General features: G+C 69.2%; 18 protein-coding genes. 11 read left to right on the forward strand and 7 right to left on the reverse strand.

Annotated elements, in window-relative coordinates; genetic code table 11:
• The 3 genes from KD1_RS11740 to KD1_RS11750 all read left to right on the forward strand — a co-directional run.
• Positions 1 to 371: aminoglycoside phosphotransferase family protein (locus KD1_RS11740; protein ID WP_281177618.1), on the forward strand; the 371-nt coding region annotated here is incomplete at its 5' end.
• A gap of 18 nt (positions 372 to 389) precedes the next feature.
• Complete coding sequence (locus KD1_RS11745) at positions 390 to 1,208, forward strand: thioesterase family protein (protein ID WP_245627381.1); 819 nt, start codon at positions 390 to 392, stop codon at positions 1,206 to 1,208.
• 201 nt (positions 1,209 to 1,409) lie between these two features.
• Complete coding sequence (locus tag KD1_RS11750) at positions 1,410 to 2,996, forward strand: MDR family MFS transporter (RefSeq protein WP_245627382.1); 1,587 nt, start codon at positions 1,410 to 1,412, stop codon at positions 2,994 to 2,996.
• A gap of 115 nt (positions 2,997 to 3,111) precedes the next feature.
• Here KD1_RS11750 and KD1_RS11755 read toward each other — a convergent pair whose 3' ends face one another.
• Both KD1_RS11755 and KD1_RS11760 read right to left on the reverse strand, forming a co-directional pair.
• Positions 3,112 to 4,674 (reverse strand): long-chain-fatty-acid--CoA ligase, encoded by a 1,563-nt coding sequence (locus tag KD1_RS11755; protein WP_068402122.1) that lies wholly within the window; start codon positions 4,672 to 4,674, stop codon positions 3,112 to 3,114.
• Between the two features lie 40 nt (positions 4,675 to 4,714).
• A complete protein-coding gene (locus tag KD1_RS11760; RefSeq protein WP_068402124.1) occupies positions 4,715 to 5,209 on the reverse strand; it encodes a 2,4'-dihydroxyacetophenone dioxygenase family protein in 495 nt (164 codons plus the stop codon).
• Positions 5,210 to 5,327: 118 nt separating this feature from the next.
• Here KD1_RS11760 and KD1_RS11765 point away from each other — a divergent pair, with 118 nt between their 5' ends.
• From KD1_RS11765 to KD1_RS11775, 4 genes are all read left to right on the forward strand, one after another.
• Positions 5,328 to 6,347, forward strand: coding sequence for an AraC family transcriptional regulator (locus KD1_RS11765; RefSeq protein ID WP_083542415.1), 1,020 nt, complete (start codon positions 5,328 to 5,330; stop codon positions 6,345 to 6,347).
• 234 nt (positions 6,348 to 6,581) lie between these two features.
• Positions 6,582 to 6,893, forward strand: a complete 312-nt coding sequence (locus KD1_RS17390) for an ArsR/SmtB family transcription factor (protein ID WP_245627383.1) — start codon at positions 6,582 to 6,584, stop codon at positions 6,891 to 6,893.
• Positions 6,890 to 7,402, forward strand: coding sequence for an SRPBCC family protein (locus KD1_RS17395; protein ID WP_245627384.1), 513 nt, complete (start codon positions 6,890 to 6,892; stop codon positions 7,400 to 7,402). The genes KD1_RS17390 and KD1_RS17395 overlap by 4 nt, the downstream gene beginning before the upstream one ends.
• A gap of 21 nt (positions 7,403 to 7,423) precedes the next feature.
• Positions 7,424 to 8,110, forward strand: coding sequence for an alpha/beta fold hydrolase (locus tag KD1_RS11775; protein WP_068402129.1), 687 nt, complete (start codon positions 7,424 to 7,426; stop codon positions 8,108 to 8,110).
• A gap of 4 nt (positions 8,111 to 8,114) precedes the next feature.
• Here KD1_RS11775 and KD1_RS11780 read toward each other — a convergent pair whose 3' ends face one another.
• The gene (locus KD1_RS11780) at positions 8,115 to 8,306 is read right to left on the reverse strand and encodes a hypothetical protein (protein ID WP_068402131.1); all 192 of its coding nucleotides are present in this window, start codon (positions 8,304 to 8,306) and stop codon (positions 8,115 to 8,117) included.
• Positions 8,307 to 8,482: 176 nt separating this feature from the next.
• On the opposite strand from KD1_RS11780, the gene KD1_RS17100 reads away from it, so the two are divergent.
• From KD1_RS17100 to KD1_RS11795, 3 genes are read left to right on the forward strand one after another with little or no spacing between them, the layout of a single operon-like run.
• Entirely contained in the window at positions 8,483 to 10,291 is a 1,809-nt protein-coding gene (locus tag KD1_RS17100; RefSeq protein WP_068402133.1) for a thioredoxin domain-containing protein, read from the forward strand.
• Between the two features lie 10 nt (positions 10,292 to 10,301).
• A complete protein-coding gene (gene pta / locus KD1_RS11790) occupies positions 10,302 to 12,362 on the forward strand; it encodes a phosphate acetyltransferase (RefSeq protein ID WP_068402135.1) in 2,061 nt (686 codons plus the stop codon).
• On the forward strand, positions 12,359 to 13,576 hold the full coding sequence (locus KD1_RS11795; protein WP_068402137.1) for an acetate/propionate family kinase: 1,218 nt from the start codon (positions 12,359 to 12,361) through the stop codon (positions 13,574 to 13,576). Before pta ends, KD1_RS11795 begins: the two co-directional genes overlap by 4 nt.
• Here the strand turns inward: KD1_RS11795 and KD1_RS11800 are convergent.
• Both KD1_RS11800 and KD1_RS17585 read right to left on the reverse strand, forming a co-directional pair.
• The gene (locus tag KD1_RS11800; RefSeq protein ID WP_245627385.1) at positions 13,573 to 14,400 is read right to left on the reverse strand and encodes an FAD:protein FMN transferase; all 828 of its coding nucleotides are present in this window, start codon (positions 14,398 to 14,400) and stop codon (positions 13,573 to 13,575) included. The genes KD1_RS11795 and KD1_RS11800 overlap by 4 nt on opposite strands.
• Complete coding sequence (locus KD1_RS17585; RefSeq protein ID WP_306307021.1) at positions 14,400 to 14,648, reverse strand: FMN-binding protein; 249 nt, start codon at positions 14,646 to 14,648, stop codon at positions 14,400 to 14,402. The genes KD1_RS11800 and KD1_RS17585 overlap by 1 nt, the downstream gene beginning before the upstream one ends.
• Before the next feature lie 19 nt (positions 14,649 to 14,667).
• On the opposite strand from KD1_RS17585, the gene KD1_RS17590 reads away from it, so the two are divergent.
• Positions 14,668 to 14,826 (forward strand): hypothetical protein, encoded by a 159-nt coding sequence (locus tag KD1_RS17590; protein ID WP_306307020.1) that lies wholly within the window; start codon positions 14,668 to 14,670, stop codon positions 14,824 to 14,826.
• A gap of 121 nt (positions 14,827 to 14,947) precedes the next feature.
• Here the strand turns inward: KD1_RS17590 and KD1_RS11810 are convergent, their stop codons facing one another.
• Both KD1_RS11810 and KD1_RS11815 read right to left on the reverse strand, forming a co-directional pair.
• Entirely contained in the window at positions 14,948 to 16,360 is a 1,413-nt protein-coding gene (locus KD1_RS11810; protein WP_083542416.1) for a ferredoxin reductase family protein, read from the reverse strand.
• 63 nt (positions 16,361 to 16,423) lie between these two features.
• On the reverse strand, positions 16,424 to 17,588 hold a 1,165-nt coding region (locus KD1_RS11815; RefSeq protein ID WP_068402150.1), incomplete at its 5' end, for a His/Gly/Thr/Pro-type tRNA ligase C-terminal domain-containing protein.

Genomic DNA, 17,588 nt, shown 5'->3' on the forward strand with positions numbered 1-17,588 from the left:
GGGGGGCGAGCGTCGAGGACCAGCCCGACACGACGCTCCGCCTGGTCCATGGCCATCTCGGGTACGGGCACGTGCTCACCGATGGTGACCGGTGGCGGGCGATCTCACCGGAGGCGATCAACGCTCCGCCGGCGTTCGAGTTCGCGCCGCTGCTGTGGGAGCGCGTCGACGAGCTCGGCACCGGCCCGTCGCTGCGGTACGGGATTCGGCGGCGGCTGGAGGTGCTGTGCGAGGGCACTGACACGTCGTGGGAGGACGCCCGGGACTGGGCGATCCTGCGGCTGACCGCGCGGGCGGCGGCGCTGGGCCGCGCGGGCGACCGGGCAGGGGTCGGTGTGCTGCTGGCCACGCTGAAGGCCATCGACGACTGACGCCCTAATCTATGGGCCATGTCGACCGATCTCGTCCAGCCCATGTTCGTCGGTGGCCCGCAGGCCAGTTCGTACTACGAGCGCATCGACGCCACGACCTTCGCGCCGACGATCCACACCCAGGGGGCGTGGCGCGACAACGAGCAGCACATGGCTCCGGTGGGCGGCCTGATCGCGCATTGTCTCGAGCGGCACGAGCCCCGCGACGGTATGCATCTCGCGCGGGTCTCGTACGACATCCTCGGCATCATGTACGCCGCGCCGACGAGCGTCGAGGTGCGCACGCTGCGGGCCGGCAAGTCGATCGAACTGCTCGAGGCGGTGCTGACCATCGGCGGTCGCCCATTGGTCAACGCGCGGGCGTGGCGGTTGGCCGAGTTCGACTCCTCCGAGGTGGAGGGCAACGAACTCGAGCCCATGCCTGCCTTGAGCGAGACTCCCGAATCGCACGCCGTGGACTGGCCCGGTGGGTACATCGCGGGGATGGAGTTCCGGCAGGCGCCGGACCGGCGTCCCGGCCGGGCGCGGACCTGGCTGCGCTCGCCGTACACGATTGTCGCCGGTGAGGCGTCGACGCCCACGGCGCACTTCCTGCGCCTGGCCGACACCGCCAACGGAGTCGCCGTGCGGGTGTCCGCCGGGGAGTGGGCGTTTCCCAACGTCGATCTCACGGCGCATCTGCACCGCGCTCCGGTCGGTGAATGGGTGGGCATGGACACCCACGTGACGATCAGCGGCCGCGGACATGGGCTGACGAGCACGGTGCTGCACGACGTGCAGGGCCCGGTCGGGACGATCGAGCAGATCCTCACGGTGCGGCGGCTCGACCAGCGCTGACCGCCCTCCACCCCTCCCCCGCCGAGTGATGGTTTCGGGCCGCTTCGGAGGCTCGGAGGCGACCCGAAACCATCACTCGGCGGAGGGTTTTGGGTCACGGGGGAATAACGAGATTCCGCTACGATGTTCGTTGTAGTTGAAATCGAGTACATCCATGTCGCAGCGTCGCGCTTGGCCCAGCACACAGAACAGGCGGCGCATATGACGTCACCGAACGATCCCCCACGCCCTCATTCCACGAACTCGTCGGAGTCTCGCGACCTCGTCGACCTCGCCATGGAGGACCTGGCCCACCAGGCTCCGGCGGTCGACGAACTGACCAGCGACGACATCGCGGCCATCGAGCCGGAGAAGTCGACCGGCCGCGTGGTCGCCCTGCTCGGCGTGCTCATGGGCGCCGCGCTCATCGCCATGCTCAACGAGACCGCGCTCAGTGTGGCGCTGCCCGACGTCATGGCCACGCTGCACATCGACGCGGCGACCGGTCAGTGGCTGACCACCGGGTTCATGCTGACGATGGCCGTGGTCATCCCGACGACCGGGTTCCTCATCCAGCGGTTCTCCACCCGGACCCTCTTCATCGCCTCGCTGGGCATCTTCATCGCCGGCACGGCCGTGGCCGCCATCGCGCCGACGTTCCTCGTGCTGCTGCTCGGGCGCGTGCTGCAGGCCGCGGGCACGGCGATCATCCTGCCGCAACTCATGGCCACCGCTCTGGCGGTCGTGCCGGCGAACAACCGTGGCTCGGTCATGGGACTGATCGCGGTGGTCATGTCGGCCGCGCCGACGTTGGGCCCGACCCTGTCCGGGTTCGTCGTCCAGTCGCTGTCCTGGCGCTGGCTGTTCATCGGCGTGCTCCCCCTGGCGATCCTCCTGCTGGCCATCGGCGCGCCGCTGGTCAAGACCGATGGGACCACTCGCCGGCCCCCGTTCGATGTGCTCTCCGTGCTGCTCTCCGCCGTGGGTTTCGGTGGTCTCGTGTACGGCCTGAGCTCGATCCAGCGCATCACGCAGGGTGACGTGGTGGCCGCCGTGGTCGCGGTCGTCGGCGTCATCGGGGTCGCCCTGTTCGTGTGGCGTCAGGTGGCGTTGAGCCGGTCCACCGGGGCTCCGCTGCTGGACCTCGCACCGTTCGCGAACCCGTCGTACCGCATGTCGGTGGCCGTGGTGTGCATTGCCATGGCGACGATGCTCGGCACGGTCATCGTGCTGCCGCTGCACCTGCAGGGGGCAATGCTCGTCAGCGCGGCAATCACCGGGTTGGCGACGCTGCCCGGTGGCCTGCTTCAGGGCGTGATCTCACCGCTGGCGGGGCGCATCTATGACCTGGCCGGGCCGCGCCCGCTGGCCGTGCCGGGCACGGTGATGCTCGCCGCCGGGACATTCTGGCTGAGCCGGGCCGATGAAAACTCGGCGCTGTGGGAGGTCATCGGCGGCCACTCGGTGCTGTCCATCGGGATGGCCCTGACGATGTCGGCCTTCATGACCCACGCCCTCGGATCGCTGCCGCCACACCTGTACGGGCACGGCACGGCGATCCTCAACACGCTGCAGCAGTTGGCCGGGGCGGCGGGCACGGCGATCCTCGTCGCGGCGATGACCTTCGGCATGGCGGATGCGGCCTCGGGTGGCGCCGGTGAGCGAGCCGCACAGACCGCGGGTTCGCACACGGCGTTCTTGGTCGCCACCGGGCTGGCGCTCGTGGGCGTGGTGCTGTCGCTGTTCGTGCGGCGCTCCGAGCCTGGGCAGGTGGCTGACGAGCCCGCGCCCGAGGCCGCCGTCGCCTGACCGCGTGCAGATGAGGTAGTGAAGGTCTTCCACGCCTTCGCAGGATCCGCGGAAATCCGGGGTTCCTGCGCAGGGCTTCGGGACTTTCACTACCTCATCTGCACACCACGTCGGGTCAGCTCGAGAACTGATCCCGCAGGTTGCGCTTGAGGATCTTGCCGGCGCCCGACTTGGGCAACGGCTGGTCGATGAGGTGCACCACGCGCGGCACCTTGTACCCAGCGATGAGCTCGCGGGTGTGGTCGCGCAGCTCCTGCGCGGATGCGACGCTCCCGGGCCGCAAGGTGACAGCCGCGTGTACCGCCTCGCCCCACTGCTCGTCGGGCACACCGAAGACCGCGACCTCCTGGACGTCGGCGTGGCGGTAGAGCGCGTTCTCGACCTCGGTGGAGTACACGTTCTCTCCCCCGCTGATGATCATGTCCTTGAGCCGGTCGACGACGAACACGTAACCGCCCTCGTCGACGTAACCCATGTCGCCGCTGCGGTACCAGCCGTCGCCGGGCAGCACGGCCGCGGTCTCCTCGGGGCGGTTGAGGTAGCCCGCCATGATGTTCGCGCCGCGAATGACGATCTCCCCCACCTCGCCGGCCTCGACCTGGCGTCCCTCGCCGTCGCGAATCTCGAGGTCCACCCCGACCGCGGGACGACCGGCAGACCGGAGTCTCGCGGCGGCCACCGGGTCGTCGTCCGCCACGCCGCGACGGTGATCCTCGTGGGTCATGAACGTGACGATCGGTGCGGCCTCGGTCATGCCGTAGACCTGACACAGGTCGCAGCCCAGCACCTCGAACGCCTGCTTGAGCACCGTCTGGGGCATCGGCGAAGCGCCGTAGAGCACCGAGGTCAGCGAGCTGATGTCGGCGTCGGCCGGAATGCCCTCGGCCAGCAGCATCGTGATCATCGTCGGCACGAGCATGGCGCGGGTGACCTTCTCCGCGCCGACCGTCTCCAGCCATGACTTCGGCGTGAATCCGGGGACGATGACGTGCGTGCCACCGACCCACGTCAACGCCACGGTCGACGCGCCATCGGCCAGGTGGAACATCGGACCGGCGTGGAGATACCGGTCGTGCTCGGAATACTGCAGGCAGATCAGCGCATGCTTGGCGTTGGCGACGAGGTTGGCATGGGTGAGGAGCGCACCCTTCTGCCGCCCGGTCGTGCCGCCGGTGTAGAACACGCCGGCCACGTCATCGCCACCGACGGCCACCTCGCGCGCCGGCACGTCGGCCGTCATCATCGCCTCGAGCGAGTCACAGTCCGCCGGGCACTCCTGGGCGCCGGCGTAGATGAGCCGATCCAATGTGTCGCATTCCTTGAGCAGCACGCGCCCCTGCTCAAGGAATGCGTCGTCGACGATCAGGGCCCGCGCGGAGGAGTCGTCGATGATGAACGCCAACTCGGCGGCCGAGAGTCGCGTGTTGATCTCGTTGAGCACGCGACCGCTGCGCGGCACGCCGAGCCAGGCGAGCAGATGCGCGCTGCTGTTGAGAGCCAACACACCCACCACATCGCCCTTCGCCAGGCCGAAGGAGTCCAGGGCGCCGTCGAAGGATCGAACCCGGCGGCCGAGTTCGGCGTAGGTCCAGCGGGTCTGTCCATCGACGACGGCCTCGTTGGTGCCGAACAGGGCGACGCCCCGGTCCAGTGCGGAGGCGATGTTCTCGTTGAGCATGTCTTCTCTCTTCAGCGGTGCGGTGGTGGATCTGGTGCGGTCAGCGGCCGTAGCCGCTGGTGCCGCCGATGACGACGTCGGGAACGGTGTCGCCCTGCGCCTCGAGCGTCGCCGCGTACACCGAGCGGGTGACGGCGGCGTCGAAGTGGCCGACGAAGTTGCCGTCGGTGTCGTAGTTGAGGAACGCGCCGTGGATGATGAAAAGTGCCTCGGTCTCCTCGGTGGTGCTCGAGATGAGCGTGTGCGTCGACCCGGCCGGCTCGTAGATGTACGAACCGGGGGTGTTGAGCGACTGCTCACCGTACTCCCGGTAGTACCAGCTGCCCTTGGTCGTGAAGCCGTGCACGGCACCGGTGTGCAGGTGGGTGGGCAGCTGGGTTCCGGGCGCGAAGCGCGTGTTGGCCACGAGGAAGCCGCCTTCGATGTCGGCCACGAGCAACTGGATGGACAGGCCAGGCGCGAGGACGTCCTTGGCCCACGGCAGGTCCTTGGTCTGCATCGTCAGGGCGAGCGGGATGTCGATCGTTGCGGTCATGGGGTTCTCCTTGGGTCTACGTTGACCGTCCCGCCGGCGGGTGGGACTGCGTTCAAGAGTCACGCATGACGCGTGGCAATTCTTGACACCTCGCGACATTCTTTTGACACTTCACGACATGGGAGATCTCGTTCGGGCGTCTGGGTTGATCAACATCCCGGAGTTGATCGAGCGACATGGCGGAGACGCGCGCGCCCTGATGGCCTGGGCGGGCATCGATCCGCTCGTGGTCGGCGACTACAACCGCTTCATCACCTACACCTCTCTGACCGCGCTCGTCGGTCGCGCCTCCGAGGTGCTTGATCTGCCCGATTTTGGGCTGCGCGTCTCGCGGGTGCAGAGCCTCGAAATGCTCGGTCCCATCGCCGTGCTGGCCCGCAACGCCGAGACCGTGGAAAGCGCCCTGCTCGGGGTGATCAAGTACCTGCACACATACAGCCCGGCGATCAAGGCCGATCTGCTCCCCCGCGGCAAGATCGCGCGGTTCACGTTCACCATCACGGTCGCCCGGCTGCCGTATCGAGCACACCTGGTCGAGTTGGCGCTCGGCGTCATCCTGGGCATGTTCGAGTTGCTTGCCGGAGCGCAGTTCCGCCCGCAACGTGTGACGTTCCAGCATTCGCGCATGTCGGACGTCGACGTGTACACCGACTACTTCGGCGCTCCGGTTGCGTTCAATGACGAGGTCAATTCGATCGTCTTCCCGACCAGCCTGCTGACGCGCCGAATCGAGGGCGGCGACGATCAGGCGCACGCGCTGGCGCGTGAGTTCCTCGGTAGCCAGCATCGCCACCTCGATGTCGACGAGCATGTGCACGAGATGCTGCGCAAGCTCGTCCCGCTCAACGAGGGGCGGCTCGACACCGTGGCCGAGGCTCTGCGGATGCATCCGCGCGCATTGCAGCGCCAACTGCGCGAGCTCGACACCAGCTTCGAAGAGCTGCTTGACGGCTGGCGGCGCGACACCGCGGAGGAGTTGTTGGGCCGGCCCGAGATCTCCATGGCCGAGATCGCGCAGCAACTGGGGTACTCGGAGCAGAGTGCGTTCACGCGCAGCTGCAAGCGCTGGTTCGGCGAGCCGCCTCTGGCCCGCCGGCGTCGCCTACATCGGGGCGTACGCCGCCCCCGGCCACTGTGAGCAGTCAGACTTCCAACCGGCCGTGGGGCCCAGATGTATGGACCAGGTACCGAAAGTCGATTCGCGCCTACCCGGATCCGCATGTTTCCGCGGTTCCCGCCCCAGACTCCGACACTTTCGGTACCTCATCTATACGCACCCCAGCCAACGCGACGGCGGCTGGATCCGGATCACACAAGGACAGTGACCAGTCTTCGTTGACACGTGACCAAATGGTCACCTATCGTTGTGGGTGTGGATGAGGTGTTCAAGGCCCTCGCTGACCCGACTCGACGCGACCTCCTGGATGCCCTGTTCGCTGAGGACGGCCAGACGTTGACCGCGCTCGAGGAGCGGGTCCCCATGACCCGGTTCGGTGTGATGAAGCACCTGAGGATCCTCGAGGAGGCCGGTCTCATCGTGACCCGCAAGCGGGGCCGGGAGAAGTTGCACTACCTCAATCCCGTCCCCATCCGGCTCATCCATGACCGCTGGGTGAGCAAATACGCAGCACCCTGGGCCTCGGCCCTCGTCGAGCTCAAGTCCCACCTGGAGGACACGCCATGACCGACACCAACGACGCTCCGGTCTCGTTCACCGCCGGCACCGCGCCGGTCGCCGACACCGCGGTGTTCGAGATCTTCATCAAGACCACGCCCGAGCGGCTCTGGCAGGCCATCACCGATCCGCAGACGCGCGCGAAGTACAGCTTCGGCGTCCAGACCCACTCCGACTGGACTCCCGGATCGTCGTACAAGGCCGGCATTCCCGGCACGGTCGAGATCGCGCGGGGTGACAACCTTGTCGTTGACCCGCCGCGACTGTTGATCCAGACGTTCCAGGCGTTGTGGAGCGCGGACGTGCGGGCTCAGGGGACCACTCGCGTCACGTGGGAGATCGAGCAGGTCCGCGACTCCTGCCGTCTCACCGTTATTCACGACCAACTCCCGGCCAACGCAAACGCCGAGCTGTACGGCGGCTGGCCGATGATCCTCTCCGGCCTCAAGACCCTCCTCGAGACCGGCGAACTGCTCACCACGCCAGGGTCCCTGTCCTTCCCTGCCGTCGAGGCATAGGTCGCGAGAGAGCCTCGCCCGATGACGAACTACCTCTTGCTTCACGGAGCGTCGAGCACCGGCTGGATCTGGCATCGGGTCCAGGCGGGACTTGGGGCAGCCGGACACCGAACGGTCGCCCCGAATCTGCCCTGTGCCGATCTGTCCGCCGGCCTCGAGGAGTACACGGAGGTGGCGCTGCAGGCGGCGGCCGCCTTCGGCGACGAGCCCGTGGTCGTCGTGGCTCAATCACTGGCCGGGATGATCGCACCGGTGGTCGCGTCCCGACGGCCCGCCGCTCGCATCGTGCTCGTCGCGGCGATGACGCCTCGCCCCGGCGAGAGTGCCGACGGGTGGGCGGCAACCACCGGGCAACCCGCCGCGCAGGCAGCACTGCTGGCCGCCCTCGGCATCCCGATCGAGTCCCGGTTCGATACGGATCTCGTGTTCCTCCACGACCTCGATCCCACCCTCAAGGCGGAGCTGGTGCGCCACACGGTCGATCAGGCAGCGCGCCCGACCCGGGACCCCTGCCCCATCACCGCCTGGCCATCGGTGCCGACGCACGCCATCGCGGCCGCCGACGATCGGTTCTTCCCACTGGAGTTCATGCAGCGCCAGACGCGGGACCGCCTGGGCATCGAACCCGACACCATCCCCGGCGGTCACCTCGCGGTGCTCTCCCAAGCTCCGGCCCTGGTCGAGCGGCTCCTCGCCCTCGAGGCGTGAACAGTCAGATGATCACATGACCAGATATCCGGTCACCGTCGATCGCACCCAACGCCTTGTCGCGTGAATCGGTCACACCGGTGTCGACATCAGACCCGGGCACGTCATCGCAGCGGGCCACGGAGCCAAACACCCGAGCATCGCGCGCGTGGTGCTCGCCGACAATCTGACGGATGTCGGCGCGGTGCTCCTCCACCCTGACAGAGGGTCGCCCTCGCAGGGCCGCACGGATGCGCTCGAGCACCTCGGCGGTAGGCTGCCGCCGACCGTACCACGACGTTCCAGATCGCCGAGTTCGGGCTTGAACGGCTCAAAGTCCGTATCATCTGAGCCGGACTGACACCCGCATCACTGGATCGGAGCAGTGCCCAGATGCCCAACCGCCTGGCCCACGCCACCAGCCCCTACCTCCAGCAGCACGCCGACAACCCCGTCGACTGGTGGGAATGGACCCCCGACGCGTTCGCCGAAGCGCAGCGCCGGAACGTCCCGATCCTCCTGAGCATCGGATACGCCGCCTGCCACTGGTGCCACGTCATGGCCCACGAGTCCTTCGAGGACCACGACGTCGCCGAAGCCCTCAACGACGGCTTCGTCGCTATCAAGGTCGACCGCGAAGAACGCCCCGACGTCGACGCCGTCTACATGGACGCCACCCAGGCCCTCACCGGCCAGGGCGGCTGGCCCATGACCTGCCTCCTCACCCCCACCGGAGAACCGTTCTTCGCCGGCACCTACCTCCCCCAGCAGTCCTTCCTCACCCTCCTCGCGAACGCCCGCAACGTCTGGACGCAGCAACGCGACCAGGTCCTCGCCTCGGCCAGCGGCATCACCGCGAAGCTCCACGAGATCACCGCTCCCCCGCAGCCCGACCCAATCGACGCCGCCACCCTCGACGACGCCGCCCACACGCTCGCCACTGAGTTCGACCACACCACCGGCGGCTTCGGCGGCGCCCCGAAGTTCCCACCGTCGATGGTCCTCGAGTTCCTCCTGCGCCACCACGCCCGCACCTCGTTCCCGAACGCGCTCGCCATCGTCACCGACGCCGCCCACGCCATGGCCCGCGGCGGCATCTACGACCAGATCGCCGGCGGATTCGCCCGCTACAGCGTCGATGCGAACTGGGTCGTCCCCCACTTCGAGAAGATGCTCTACGACAACGCCCAGCTCCTGCGCGTCTACGCCCACCTGCACGCCACCACCGGCGACCCCCTCGCCTGCCGCGTCGCCATCGAGACGGCCGAGTTCCTCCGCGACGCCCTCCTGACCGACCACGGCCTGCTCGCCTCCAGCCTCGACGCCGACACGATCGTCGACGGACCCAACGGGCCGCACAACGTCGAAGGAGCGACGTACGTCTGGACCCCGACGCAGCTCACCGAGGTCCTTGGCCCGGAGCACGGCCCACGCGCCGCCGCCCTCCTGAACGTCACCGCGACCGGCACGTTCGAACACGGCACCTCGACCTTGCAACTGCCCCACGACCCCACCGACGCGACGTGGTGGACTGACGTCCGCACGAAGCTCCGCCACGCCCGCGATACCCGCCCCCAACCGGCGCGCGACGACAAGGCCGTGACGAGTTGGAACGGCCTGGCCATCGCCGCGCTCGCCGAGGCCGGGAGCATCGTCGAGCACCCCTGGATGGTCGACCTCGCCCAACGCCTCGCCACCGGAATCCTCGCCACGCACCTCGTCGACGGACACCTACGGCGCTCCTCACGCGACGGCATCGTCGGTGACGCCCACGCGGTGCTCGACGACCACGGCAACCTCGCCGAGGGCCTCGTCGCGCTCAACCGCATCACGGGCGGAGCGCAGTGGCTCGAGTCCGCGGGTCGGCTGTGCGACACCGCGATCGCCCGGTTCCGCGATCCCGACTCCGGCCAGTGGTACGACACGCCGCACGAGACACCACACGACGCTCCGCCGCTCTATCTGCGCCCCCACGGCCAGACCGACAACGCCGAGCCGAGCGGGCTGTCGGCCATCGCCGCCGCCCTCCTCGCCCATGGCCACGCCGCCAACCGAGACGACCACGTCACCAAAGCCCAATCCGCCCTCGCCGCCGCCGGCCGTCTCGCCCGACAATCCCCCCGCTTCGCCGGCTGGCACCTCGCCACCGCCGAGGCCGCACTCAACCCCCACCCGCAGGCGCCCCCGACCACGGCAGGGTAGGTTCACAGGTGTGACCACGTGCGTCTATATCGCGTCGGCGGAGGCCCACTCGGGCAAGTCCGCGATCGCGGTCGGCCTCCTCGCCCAGATGACCCGTCGCTCCGGCCGGGTCGGGGTCTTCCGGCCCCTCGTCGACTCCGGTGCCCAGGATCGCCTGCTGAGCGTGCTCCATCCGCGCAGCACCTCGCCGCTGAGCCAGTCGCAGGCCTCCGGAGTGACGTACGACGCCCTGCACGCCGACCCCGAGGCCGCGATGACCGCCATCGTCGACCGGTACCACGCCTATGCCGCCCACCATGAGGCCGTGCTTGTCGTGGGGTCGGACTTCACCGACATCACCGACCCGGCCGAGTTCGCCGTCAACGCCGACATCGCCGCCAACATCGGCGCCACGATGGTGCTCGTCGTGCCCGGCAACCAACGCCCACCGCGCGAGACCGCCCTGGCTGCCAGCCTGGCCGTCACCGAGGCCAAGGCCCACCACGCGCTCATCACCGCGGTCGTCGCCAACCGCGTCGACGACGAGGACATCGAGGGCGTGCGCGCGGAGTTGACCGCCCAACTGGCCGGCATCCAGAGCTACGCCGTCCCCGACTCCGAGGTACTCAAGGCCCCTACGGTCGGTGACCTGATGAACGCCTGCCGCGGCACGCTCTGGCGCGGCCGGGAGGACTTCCTCGGCCGCGAGACCACCGGCGTCGTCGTCGCGGCCATGCAGATGCCCCACGTGCTCGAGCACCTCTACGACGGCGCGCTGCTCGTCACTCCGGCCGACCGCGAGGAGGTCCTGCTCGCCGCGCTCCTCGCCCACCGCTCGACCACCCTGCCGACCCTGTCGGGCATCGTGCTCAACGGCAACTTCAAGGTCTCCCGCTCGGTCGAGCGGCTCATCGACGGCATCGACGTCGAACTACCGATCATCACCTGCTCGGCCGGTACGATGCACACCGCCACGGCGCTGAGCAACACCCGCGGCCACATCCGACCCGACACGATCGCCAAGATCGACGCGGCCCTCTCGCTCGTCGAGCAGCACATCGACACCCACGCGCTCCTGGCCGACCTCGACATCCACAACGGAGACGTCGTCACGCCGCTGATGTTCGAACACCGCCTCGTCGACCGGGCCCGTGATGCCGGCGCGCACATCGTCCTGCCGGAGGGCACGGAGGACCGGATCATCCTCGCCGCGGGCAAGGTCCTCGCGCGGCAGATCGCCGAGTTGACCATTCTCGGCCCGCCCGACGCCATCCGCAGCCGCGCCAAGCATCTGGGCGTCTCGGTCGACGGAGCGCGGCTCATCGACCCCGAGACCGACCCGCTGCTCGAGCAGTACGCCGCCGAGTACCACCGGCTGCGCGCGCATCGCGGCGTCACCGAGGAGTACGCCCACGAGGTGCTGCTCGACCCGACGTACTTCGGCACGATGATGGTGCAGTCCGGGGACGCCGACGGCATGGTCTCGGGGTCGATCACGACGACGGCGCACACGATCCGCCCGGCCCTGCAGGTCATCCGCACCCGCCCGGACACCTCGATCGTCTCCAGCGTCTTCTTCATGTGCCTGGCCGACCGGGTGCTCGTCTACGGCGACTGCGCGGTCAACCCCCACCCGGATGCCGCACAACTGGCCGACATCGCCATCTCCTCGGCCCGCACCGCCGCCTCGTTCGGCATCGAACCGCGCGTGGCGATGCTGTCGTACTCGACCGGCAACTCCGGCAGCGGCGCCGAGGTCGAGAAGGTACGCGAGGCCACCGCGCTCGTGCGCGCACGCGAACCGGAGCTGCTCGTCGACGGACCGCTGCAGTACGACACCGCCGTCGACCCCGTCGTCGCGGCGGCGAAGATGCCCGACTCCCTCGTCGCCGGCTCGGCGACCGTGCTGATCTTCCCCGACCTCAACACCGGCAACAACACGTACAAGGCCGTACAGCGCTCCGCCCAGGCGGTGGCGATCGGGCCCGTGCTGCAAGGCCTGAACCAACCGATCAACGACCTCTCCCGCGGCGCGCTGGTGCGTGACATCGTCAACACCATCGCCATCACGGCAGTGCAGACCCACCCATGACGACACCCACGAACCCCGACGCCCGCCACGTCCTGGTCATCAACGCCGGATCGTCGTCGATCAAGTACCAACTCCTCGACGTCACCTCGGGCGTCACGCAGGCCAAGGGCCTGATCGAGCGGATCGGTGAGGGGCACGGCGGTCACGCGGCCCACACCGTCAATGGAGTCACCCACGAGATCGACCACTCGGCGATGAACCACCGGGAGGCCTTCGAGATCCTGCGGGCGGCGTTCGCCGAGCACGGCCCCGATCTGGCGCAGGTGCAGCTCGAGGGGGTCGGCCACCGCATCGTCCACGGTGGCACGTTCTTCGACGGTCCGGCGCTGATCACCGGTGGTGTCGCCGAGCAGATCCGCGGGTTGATCCCGCTCGCGCCGCTGCACAACCCGCACAACCTCACCGGCATCCGGGTGATGCAGCAGCTCTTCCCCGATCTGCCGCACGTGGCGGTGTTCGACACGGCGTTCCACACGACGATCCCGGCGCCGGCGCACACGTATGCGGTGCCGGAGTACTGGCGCACCGAGCACGCGGTCCGGCGCTACGGCGCGCACGGCACCAGCCACGCGTATGTCGCCCGGCGCACGGCCGAGCTCGTCGGGCGGCCGCTGGACGAGCTGCGGATCATCGTGCTGCACCTGGGCAACGGCGCGAGTGCGTGCGCGGTGCAGGGCGGGCGGAGCGTCGAGACCTCCATGGGCATGACGCCGGCCGAGGGGCTGGTCATGGGCACCCGCGCCGGCGATATGGACCCGACGCTGGCCGCGCACCTGTTCCGCTCGGCCGGATTGGGCGTCGAGGCGTACGACCGCGAGGTCAATCACGCCTCCGGGCTGCTCGGGCTGTGCGGCACCAACGACTTCCGTGAAGTGACGGAGCGTCGTGCGGCCGGGGATGCCGACGCGACGCTGGCCTTCGACGTCACCGCGCACCGGCTGCGTAAGTACGTCGGTGCGTATACGGCCGTCATGGAGGGCGTTGACGTCATCGCGTTCACCGCCGGGATCGGAGAGCACAGCCCGGAGCTGCGTGAGGCGGTGCTCGCGCGTTTGGGGCACCTGGGGGTCGAGTTCGACGCGGATGCCAATGAATCGCTGCGTGGTGAAGGGCCGATCACGACCTCGGGAAGCAAGGTGGCCGCCTGGGTCGTGCCGACGAACGAGGAACTGGAGATCGCGCGGCAAACGCTGGCCGTCGTCGACGCCGGCTAGTCACAGCGGGTCAGGCGATATTCCGGGTCGCGGGCCGGCAGCAGACGCGCCACGCGGGCCGGGTCGACGAACGCCGCCGTCGCCCAGACATCCGCCCACAGCAGCGAGGGTCCGTCGATCGTTGCCGAGCCCTCGCGCGCGATCCCGTGGCCGGTGCGCGGGTCGATGACATGCGCGCCCCGGGCCCGCGCCCCGGAGGTCGCCACTCCCCCGGTGACCCGCTCGACCACGGTGGCCACCCGCGTCGGGTCGCGCGGGTCCTCGATGCCGATGCGCCACGGCCGAGCCACCCCGGAGGCATCCCGCCCCAGACCCATCACGACGTCACCGGCGGCATTGATCGCATACGCCACGCCGGACAGCCCACTCAGGTGCTCGGCCGCGCCCTGCACACCCCAGCCCTTGACCAGCCCGGTGGGGTCGAATTCGCGCCTGTGCTCCACTCCAGCCGACGGCAGCCAGGCGGTGAACAACCCATCCGTACGATGCTCAGCGTCGAGGCACAGTTCGACGACCTCGCGCAGCCACGGGTGCGTGCCGTGTTCGGCCTGCCCAGCCCGCAACCGCATGAGGTCACTGTCGTCGCGGTAGGTACTGAAGACGCGGTCCACGAGGCGCAGGTGGTCGAACACCGCCTCGGTGGCGGGGAGCGCCCGCTCGACGTCGGCGGCGCGACCGCGCACGTGGATCGAGATGGGCATGCCCATGATGTGCTCGACCCGGGCGCGCGTCACGATCTCGGGCATGACGGAGCCGTGATCGGCCGGGTCGGGCGAAGAGTGGTCACGGGGGCGGCGCACCGGGATGGTGCCGGTGTCGGCCATCAGAGGTGCGCCTGGTCGAGAGCGGACTGCAGCGAGGAGATGTACCCCTGCGAGGTGTACGACGCTCCGGAGATCATGTCGATGTTGGCGCTCTGCGCCTGCACGGCGGCGGCGTTCAACTGGGGCACGGCCACGGCGTTGATCGCCTGGTCACGTCCGTTCTGGTCGGGCACCTGAATGGCATCGGCGGTGACGACCTTTCCGTCCTTGACCGTGATCTGGACTTGCACGTTGCCGAACTGCGTCATCACCGCGTCGCCAGTGTACGTGCCACTGGTCCCTGAAGACGCTGACGACGACGAGGGCGAACTGGACGACGATGACGACCCACCCCCGCTCGACGAGCGCGTGCCCGAACTCGTTTCCGAAGGCGACGTCGTGCTCGTGGCGGTCACGGAGGCGGCGAGCAATGAGTCCTTGGTATGACCGGTCGAGGTGGAGTAGCCGAACAACACTCCCAGCGCCGCCAGGGTGCTCGTGGTCCAGAGGGCGATCTTCCTCATGAAGCTGTCCTTTCAGGGTGCGAGTGGGCGGGGCGAGGGTGGGATCAGGTCGTGAAGCGTTCGGCGTGAACGTGTCGTCGCGGCACTCCGGCCTGCTGCAACGTTGTCTCGACGGCGGTCATCCAACCCGGCGCGCCGCACAGGAACACGTCGTGCTCGGCGACGTCGGGCACCAAGGACCGCAGCGCATGCAGGTCGGAGACGTGCTCCCACTGCTGGGGCAGCCACGAGTGCCGGGTCGTGGCGCGGTGGCCGGGCAGGTCGAGATACCGAGCCCCACGGCGCTCCGCCAAGGCCGCCGTCTCACCCGCCAGCCACGTGCGACCCGGCCCGCTCGTGCGATGGATCACCGTGACGTTGCCGGCGACGTCATCGAGGCCTTCGAGAATGGCCCGCAGCGGCGCGATCCCGATGCCCGCCCCCATGAGCAGGACCTTGCGGCGCGTGCGTTCACCGACGTGCATCCGCCCGTACGGGCCTTCGATGAGCACCGGCGCGCCGACCGCGACCTCGGCCAGGCGCGCGCTGCCGTCGCCGACATGGGCCGCGGTGAAACGCAACGTCTGGCCATCGGGGGCCGCCGAGAGGGAGAAGGGGTGAGCGCGGGTCCAGCCCGGTCCGTCGAGCAGGCGCCACTGGAAGAACTGACCCGCCTGCACCGGCAACTCGTGCAGGTGTCGGCCGGCGACGGTCACGCTCGTCGCTCCGCCCTCGTCACGCACATCGACGACCCGCAGGCGGTGGCGCCAGGATCGCCACAGCGGCAGCGCCACGCGATACGCGAGCACGGCCGCCACTGCCAGACCCCACAGGCCCCACCAGAACGTCGTGGCCACCGGCGAGAAGAGGAAATCCGCACCGGTCCACAACTGGTGGGGCAGCGCCAGCCCGACACCGAGGTAGGCGTACAGGTGCAGCAGGTGCCAGTTCTCGTACCGCAGGCGCGACCGCACCTTCGCGAACGAGGTGACGACGACCATGATCAGCGCGAGCGTGCCGGCTGCGGCCAGCAACATCCCCGGGTAGGTCAGCACGAGGTCGATCCCGGTGCGCACGATCTCGGTGTGTTGTGACAGGGCGTACCCGACGGTGATGAGCGCGATGTGGACGAGCATCAGCGTGAACGAGGTGAAACCGACCACGCGGTGAACGCGGGTCAGTTCGTCCTGGCCCCACGCCCCCTCGATCATCGGGACCCGCGCCATGAGGAGCACCTGCACGAGCAGCAGCGCCGAGGCGATCAGCCCGGTCAGTCGGCCGGTGCTGGTGAAGAACCCGGCGACGGAGCCGAGTTCCTGAATGCCGCCGTTGGCGGCCCACAACGCCGTGACCGCCCCGAGCACCGCGATGAACGCGGCGCCGGAGACATCACGCCACCATTGCGGCGCCGGGCGGGCCCGGCGCCGTCGTCTCAAACGCGGAGCGCGGCCGGCGTGCGGGAGGATGGTCGTCGTCACCCCAGTGACTCTGCTCCGTCAACCTCCCACGAAACCGCGAGGTGACTGGGGTTCGGCTGAGAATCAGGCGCGCACGTCGGCCACGACCTGCGCCACCACCTCGCTGACCGCGACCTCACGACGCTCCCCCGTACGGCGATCCTTGATCTCGACCTTGCCGTCGCCCAGGCCCTTGCCGATGACGACGATCGTCGGGATGCCGATGAGTTCGGAGTCCTTGAACTTGACGCCGGGGCTGACCTTGGGACGGTCGTCGTAGATGACCTCCAGGCCGGCGGCCTCGAGCTGAGCGGTGATCGACTCGCCCGCCTCGTAGACGGCCGCGTCCTTGCCCGTGGCGACGACGTGGACGTCCGCGGGCGCGATCGACCGCGGCCAGCACAGCCCGATCTCGTCGCACGTGCCCTCGGCGACGGCCGCCACGGCCCGCGAGACACCCACGCCGTACGACCCCATGGTCACCGTGACGAGTTTGCCGTTCTCGTCGAGCACCTGCAGCCCGAGCGCCTCGGCGTACTTGCGGCCCAACTGGAAGATGTGACCCATCTCGATGCCGCGGGCCAGGGTCAGGGGGCCGGCGCCGTCCGGGCTGGGGTCGCCCTCCTTGACCTCGGCGGCCTGGATCGTGCCGTCGGCGGTGAAGTCACGGCCGTACACGGCGTCGATCGTGTGCCGGCCGGCCTCGTTGGCGCCGGTCACCCACGCCGAACCCGGCGCGATCGACGGGTCGATGAGGTACCGGATGCCGCTCGCGGACTCCGCGCCGAACACCTGCGGGCCGAGGTAGCCCTTGACCAGCGCGGGGTGAGCGGCGAAGTCCTTCTCCTCGAACGCGGCGACCTCGGCCGGGGTGACCTGGGCCTCGAGTCGCTTGTCGTCGATCTCGCGGTCTCCGGGCACGCCGATGCACAGCGGCTCGCGGGTGCCGTCGGGGTGGACGAGCATGACGAGGACGTTCTTCAACGTGTCCGCCGCCGTCCACGCCCGGCCGTCGGCGCGCGCGTGATCGCGGTTGAGCACGTCGACGAGCGCGTCGATGGTGGCGCTTTCCGGAGTCTCGACGGCCCGGGCCTCCCCGGCGGTCACCTCGACCGGCGCGGCCTGCGGCACGACGACCGCCTCGACGTTGGCGGCGTAGCCGGAGGCCTCGCAACGCACGAACGTGTCCTCACCGTGCGGACTGACCGCGAGAAACTCCTCGGAGGCCGATCCGCCCATCGCACCCGAG

Source organism: Kribbia dieselivorans NBRC 106261, from assembly GCF_001552435.1.
Classification (GTDB): domain Bacteria; phylum Actinomycetota; class Actinomycetes; order Actinomycetales; family Dermatophilaceae; genus Kribbia; species Kribbia dieselivorans.

Coding starts and splice junctions, on each gene's coding strand:
- KD1_RS11745 (WP_245627381.1), top strand. CDS start 390: ATGTCGACCGATCTCGTCCAGCCCATGTTCGTCGGTGGCCCGCAGGCC.
- KD1_RS11750 (WP_245627382.1), top strand. CDS start 1,410: ATGACGTCACCGAACGATCCCCCACGCCCTCATTCCACGAACTCGTCG.
- KD1_RS11755 (WP_068402122.1), bottom strand. CDS start 4,674: ATGCTCAACGAGAACATCGCCTCCGCACTGGACCGGGGCGTCGCCCTG.
- KD1_RS11760 (WP_068402124.1), bottom strand. CDS start 5,209: ATGACCGCAACGATCGACATCCCGCTCGCCCTGACGATGCAGACCAAG.
- KD1_RS11765 (WP_083542415.1), top strand. CDS start 5,328: ATGGGAGATCTCGTTCGGGCGTCTGGGTTGATCAACATCCCGGAGTTG.
- KD1_RS17395 (WP_245627384.1), top strand. CDS start 6,890: ATGACCGACACCAACGACGCTCCGGTCTCGTTCACCGCCGGCACCGCG.
- KD1_RS11775 (WP_068402129.1), top strand. CDS start 7,424: ATGACGAACTACCTCTTGCTTCACGGAGCGTCGAGCACCGGCTGGATC.
- KD1_RS17100 (WP_068402133.1), top strand. CDS start 8,483: ATGCCCAACCGCCTGGCCCACGCCACCAGCCCCTACCTCCAGCAGCAC.
- KD1_RS11795 (WP_068402137.1), top strand. CDS start 12,359: ATGACGACACCCACGAACCCCGACGCCCGCCACGTCCTGGTCATCAAC.
- KD1_RS11800 (WP_245627385.1), bottom strand. CDS start 14,400: ATGGCCGACACCGGCACCATCCCGGTGCGCCGCCCCCGTGACCACTCT.
- KD1_RS17585 (WP_306307021.1), bottom strand. CDS start 14,648: ATGACGCAGTTCGGCAACGTGCAAGTCCAGATCACGGTCAAGGACGGA.